At 39.4% G+C, this 4,101-nt stretch carries 6 protein-coding genes; 4 read left to right on the forward strand and 2 right to left on the reverse strand.

Annotated elements, in window-relative coordinates; translation table 11 throughout:
* The first annotated feature begins 208 nt into the window (after window positions 1–208).
* Genes CINSTRO3249_RS13660 through CINSTRO3249_RS13675 form a run of 4 tightly spaced genes read left to right on the forward strand, consistent with a single transcriptional unit; the run spans window position 209 to window position 3,650 of the window.
* A complete protein-coding gene (locus tag CINSTRO3249_RS13660) occupies window positions 209–601 on the forward strand; it encodes a hypothetical protein (RefSeq protein WP_125933201.1) in 393 nt (130 codons plus the stop codon).
* Window positions 602–624: 23 nt separating this feature from the next.
* Window positions 625–1,587 (forward strand): Rpn family recombination-promoting nuclease/putative transposase, encoded by a 963-nt coding sequence (locus tag CINSTRO3249_RS13665; protein WP_074013674.1) that lies wholly within the window; start codon window positions 625–627, stop codon window positions 1,585–1,587.
* 17 nt (window positions 1,588–1,604) lie between these two features.
* Window positions 1,605–2,567 (forward strand): DUF1796 family putative cysteine peptidase, encoded by a 963-nt coding sequence (locus CINSTRO3249_RS13670; protein ID WP_125933202.1) that lies wholly within the window; start codon window positions 1,605–1,607, stop codon window positions 2,565–2,567.
* A 9-nt stretch (window positions 2,568–2,576) separates the two neighbouring features.
* Window positions 2,577–3,650: an acyltransferase family protein gene (locus CINSTRO3249_RS13675; protein ID WP_074013677.1), complete on the forward strand. Its 1,074-nt coding sequence runs from the start codon at window positions 2,577–2,579 to the stop codon at window positions 3,648–3,650.
* Here the strand turns inward: CINSTRO3249_RS13675 and CINSTRO3249_RS13680 are convergent, their stop codons facing one another.
* Both CINSTRO3249_RS13680 and CINSTRO3249_RS13685 read right to left on the reverse strand, forming a co-directional pair.
* Window positions 3,651–3,866 (reverse strand): hypothetical protein, encoded by a 216-nt coding sequence (locus CINSTRO3249_RS13680; protein WP_074013676.1) that lies wholly within the window; start codon window positions 3,864–3,866, stop codon window positions 3,651–3,653.
* Window positions 3,867–3,988: 122 nt separating this feature from the next.
* Window positions 3,989–4,101 (reverse strand): IS1 family transposase (locus CINSTRO3249_RS13685; protein ID WP_044698828.1); only part of this gene is annotated, 113 nt, incomplete at its 5' end.

Consider the following 4,101-nt stretch of genomic DNA (forward strand, 5'->3'; position numbering starts at 1 on the left):
ATTTTGCAGCACATTAGGCATGATGTTTCACATCTCTGAGTTAAATATGCACAGCATAACATTTCATCAGGAAAAGGTGACATTTCTACTTTGCGGGATTAGTTGACATTTTAAACTTGCAATAACAGTAACGATGTCACCATTGGCGAATAGTTTACCAATGGTAAATTTACTAACCACTAGTGACATCGTTAACCATAAGGTCGTTATGAAAAAGTATGCAATTTGGAATAATAATGGTGAAACATGTAAAACAAGCTTATCGTTCCAGGCGAAAGGTAACTTCAAGGAGCAGTTTGGTATTGATGCAGAGTGTTATGTGCTCAATGATGCGATGAAAACGCCTGTTGTCACTAAAACCGGGCTAGCTCAACTTCTTCAAATTGGCACCCTTGCGCGTGATATTGACAGACTGATGTCTGCTCCGTTTATGAACGATATGCGCGATCCAGATTTAGATGATAAATTAGAAAAACCCCTTAAATTTCAATTAGAGGCGCGATCCAATAATTCCACTATCGCTCACGGATTTGATATTGGTGTGGTGATCGACATTGCCAAGCCCCGGCCTCGTGCCGGGGATTTCAATAGCATGCCGTAACCTGACCAAGGTATATTTCGCCGATGACAAAATCCTCACTATCCCAACATGATTCACTGTTCAAAAAGTTTCTCGGCGATATCGAGGTCGCCCGGGACTTTCTCGACGTGCATCTTCCGCCTGCTCTGCGTGAACGCTGTGACCTTAACACGTTGGCCATGGAGTCCGGCAGCTTCATCGAAGATGACCTGCGCACCCAGTGTTCGGATATGCTATATTCGATGAAGACCACGACGGGCCATGATGGTTACGTCTACTGTCTGATAGAACACCAGAGCCGACCGGAAAAGCTGATGGCGTTCCGGTTGCTACGGTATGCCGTCGCCGCGATGCAGCGGCATCTGGAACAGGGCAATGACTCTTTGCCTGTGGTCATCCCGCTCCTGTTCTACCACGGCACCACATCGCCTTACCCGTACAGCACCCAATGGCTGGATTGCTTTGCTGACCCTGAACTGGCAGAATCAGTCTACAGGCAGGCATTCCCGCTGGTTGATATCACGGCTATGCCGGATGATGAAATACTGTCTCATCGGCGGGTAGCACTGCTAGAATTAGTGCAGAAGCACATCAGAACGCGGGATATGTTAGAACTGGCGGCTGATATCGCCCGGTTGCTCAATCTATGGGCGATACCGAAAGAGCAGTTCCGTAGCCTGATGTACTATATCGCAGAGCGGGGAAATACTTCGGATGAATCACAATTCCTACAGCATATCGCCGCCAAAGCCATTGACTACCGGGAGGACATCATGACCATTGCAGAGCAGCTTGAAGCTAAAGGTGAGCAACGGGGCATCCAGAAGGGCATCCAACTCGGACGTCAAGAAGGACGTCAAGAAGGCATCCAGCTTGGCGAGCAGAAAGGTCGGCAGGAATCTGCACGCAGTATCGCTCGCCAGATGCTTGCCCGTGGCATGGAACGCGATGTGGTAAAGGTTTGCACTGGCCTATCCGATCATGACCTAGATGATTTGACGCGCTAGTAGTTTTTCTACTCTTCTTGATTTTTCCCAGCGGCATAGCTAGGTTTAAAGCTGGGTTGTTTTTTAACCTAAAATCTGCGATATCCCATCAGCCAACCACACCTTCACTAAATATGAATATACTTGACAAACACCGAGTCACAGGCTATATCAAAAACCTTTTAAAATTTAATACCAATTCTTCAGAGAATCTTGCATACATCTCTGAGTCAAATTCTAATATTTCCAATGATTTCATATCTGATCCCGTAAAGGTTAAAGAAGAACAGGAAATTGTAAGTACTCGAGTTTCGCTAGTAAAAGGCGAAAGACTAATCAATGGAAAAAAAGTGAATCATATCGCGTCACTAGGCAACCATTGTTTATGTTCTGCTACGCTAAAAGATCATGGTCTGAAAAAATATTCTTTACCTTTTGATTGGATTTTTACACATCCAGAAATCGTTTTAGATTGTCTAAATGATGATTTTTCTTTATTTTTTGATAAAAAACACTATCATTCACTAACGAATGAAGGACATGACAGAGATTATGAGCCAGGAGCTTCACACCTATATTTTGAAAGCAAGTATAGTACAATAAATACATTTAATCATCGTGACGTAACTCAATCTGAAGATTATAACTATATAGTACGAACCGTTGAAAGATTCAGAAAACTATTGACTTCAGATGATGGAAAAATATTTATGATGATTACACGTCCGGAGTACGATCTTTCTAACTCTTTTGATAAATTACGAAATAGATTAAATGAGTTAACAAATAATTTTTATTTTATAGCAATTCAATTGCAAGATCCAACTTGTAAGCATAACTCACTATCGATTGAAAAAATTTTAGATAAAGAAAATGCTGAGTTATACAATTTCACACCATCTTCCATTGAAAAGGGTGGAGGCAGATTTAGATCACGAATTGATGAAGTTATTGTAATTGGCTTGCTTACAGAGTTTGAAATAAATCTTACCTCAATATGAGAAATGAATATGCTAGGTGTTTTTCGATTTTTTTTAGCAAGCTGTGTAATGGTTTTTCACCTTACAGCCATGATGCCAATGCTTGGAGTTTATGCTGTAAATAGCTTTTATGTTATCAGTGGTTTTCTTATAACATTAATATTAAATAAAACATATCATTTTAATTTTTTCAATTTTTCAATAAATATATTTTTGAGATTATACCCTTCATATTTTATATTCCTCTTGATGGGATTTGTCATAATTTATCTGTTCCCATCAGCACGGTTATTTCATACTTTTTGGAGTGGTGATTTTCTTCCTGGTGATTATCTGGGAAATTTACTGATTTTTCCCTGGGCGTTCTTATCAGATAACGCTGTGGCTAATCCTTTTGCAGCCTTTATCAAAGAATATCCATTTCATGTAGATGGAAACAGATTCCGCATTGTTACATCTAGCTGGTCTGTTGCTGTTGAACTAGTATGTTATTTCCTCCTATGGTTCATAATAGCTAGGAAATGGTATTTTTCGTTTGTAGCACTTGTCTTATCGATTATTTATCATGTTTATGTATATTACTACATTCAATCTTTTCAAATAGCATATTTCTCTTTTATAGCTGCATTATTGCCATTTAGTATTGGCTCCACAAGTTTTTTCTTATCTGAAAAGATAAAAAAAAGTGAGCCATCATTTAACTTCTCAACAAAAACAACACTATTATTTTTGTGTATAATCATTTTCTGTACCAACTGGTACCTATCAGAATATATTAATCCTACTGGATGGATACAGCCTGGTTACTACATTAACAATGTAATATCCTCTCTTATTGTTATGATTTTAATTCGCTGTGAATATCACGGTAATTTTAGAGAGATAGCTAAATTAATCGGTGACATGGCTTATCCCGTCTTTCTCTGTCATTATTTTTGTGGGTATTTTTCTTGGCTAATAATCGGTACAACACACCCCACAAGAGGATGGGGTGTGTTTTTGTTAGCCTATCCAATTTCAATATTACTATCAATTTTATGTGTAATTTTGATAGATAAGAAGCTTTCTAAAATGCGTGACTTTATTAGGCGCGGGGTTAATTAATTATACTGTAATGCCATTAATTTCTTTGAAATCAGGGCTGTCATAAAACAAACTGTCATTCTTATTGTAATACATTCCAGGCTGACAAAACACAGAATTGTAATACTTCACAGTGTAATAACCTTTTTTCTTAAAGATATCATTTTCTACAATAATGTTTTCAACAATATTACTTCCTTCAGGAATCAAAGCATACGCCCCACTCTTTTCCATCATGAATATTCCTCTACAATGACCAGTCCGTCTGCACCTCTTCCCGACGCATGTGCAGAGTTTTCAGATGATTTAGATGCCGCTGCCCCACCGCCACCAGGATATCCCCCGGGTAATGACTCCAATTAGTAGAACATGTGTTTTTCGATGAAGGCTCCGATGACTTTTTCGTGGATCTCGACAGAGCGCGAGAAGCAAATCGTTTTACGCGCCAGTCGTTTAATGCGGGTACGGAGCG

The organism is Candidatus Sodalis sp. SoCistrobi, assembly GCF_900143145.1.
Lineage (GTDB): Bacteria > Pseudomonadota > Gammaproteobacteria > Enterobacterales > Enterobacteriaceae > SoCistrobi.

Coding starts and splice junctions, on each gene's coding strand:
- CINSTRO3249_RS13665 (WP_074013674.1), top strand. CDS start 625: ATGACAAAATCCTCACTATCCCAACATGATTCACTGTTCAAAAAGTTT.
- CINSTRO3249_RS13660 (WP_125933201.1), top strand. CDS start 209: ATGAAAAAGTATGCAATTTGGAATAATAATGGTGAAACATGTAAAACA.
- CINSTRO3249_RS13680 (WP_074013676.1), bottom strand. CDS start 3,866: ATGATGGAAAAGAGTGGGGCGTATGCTTTGATTCCTGAAGGAAGTAAT.
- CINSTRO3249_RS13675 (WP_074013677.1), top strand. CDS start 2,577: ATGCTAGGTGTTTTTCGATTTTTTTTAGCAAGCTGTGTAATGGTTTTT.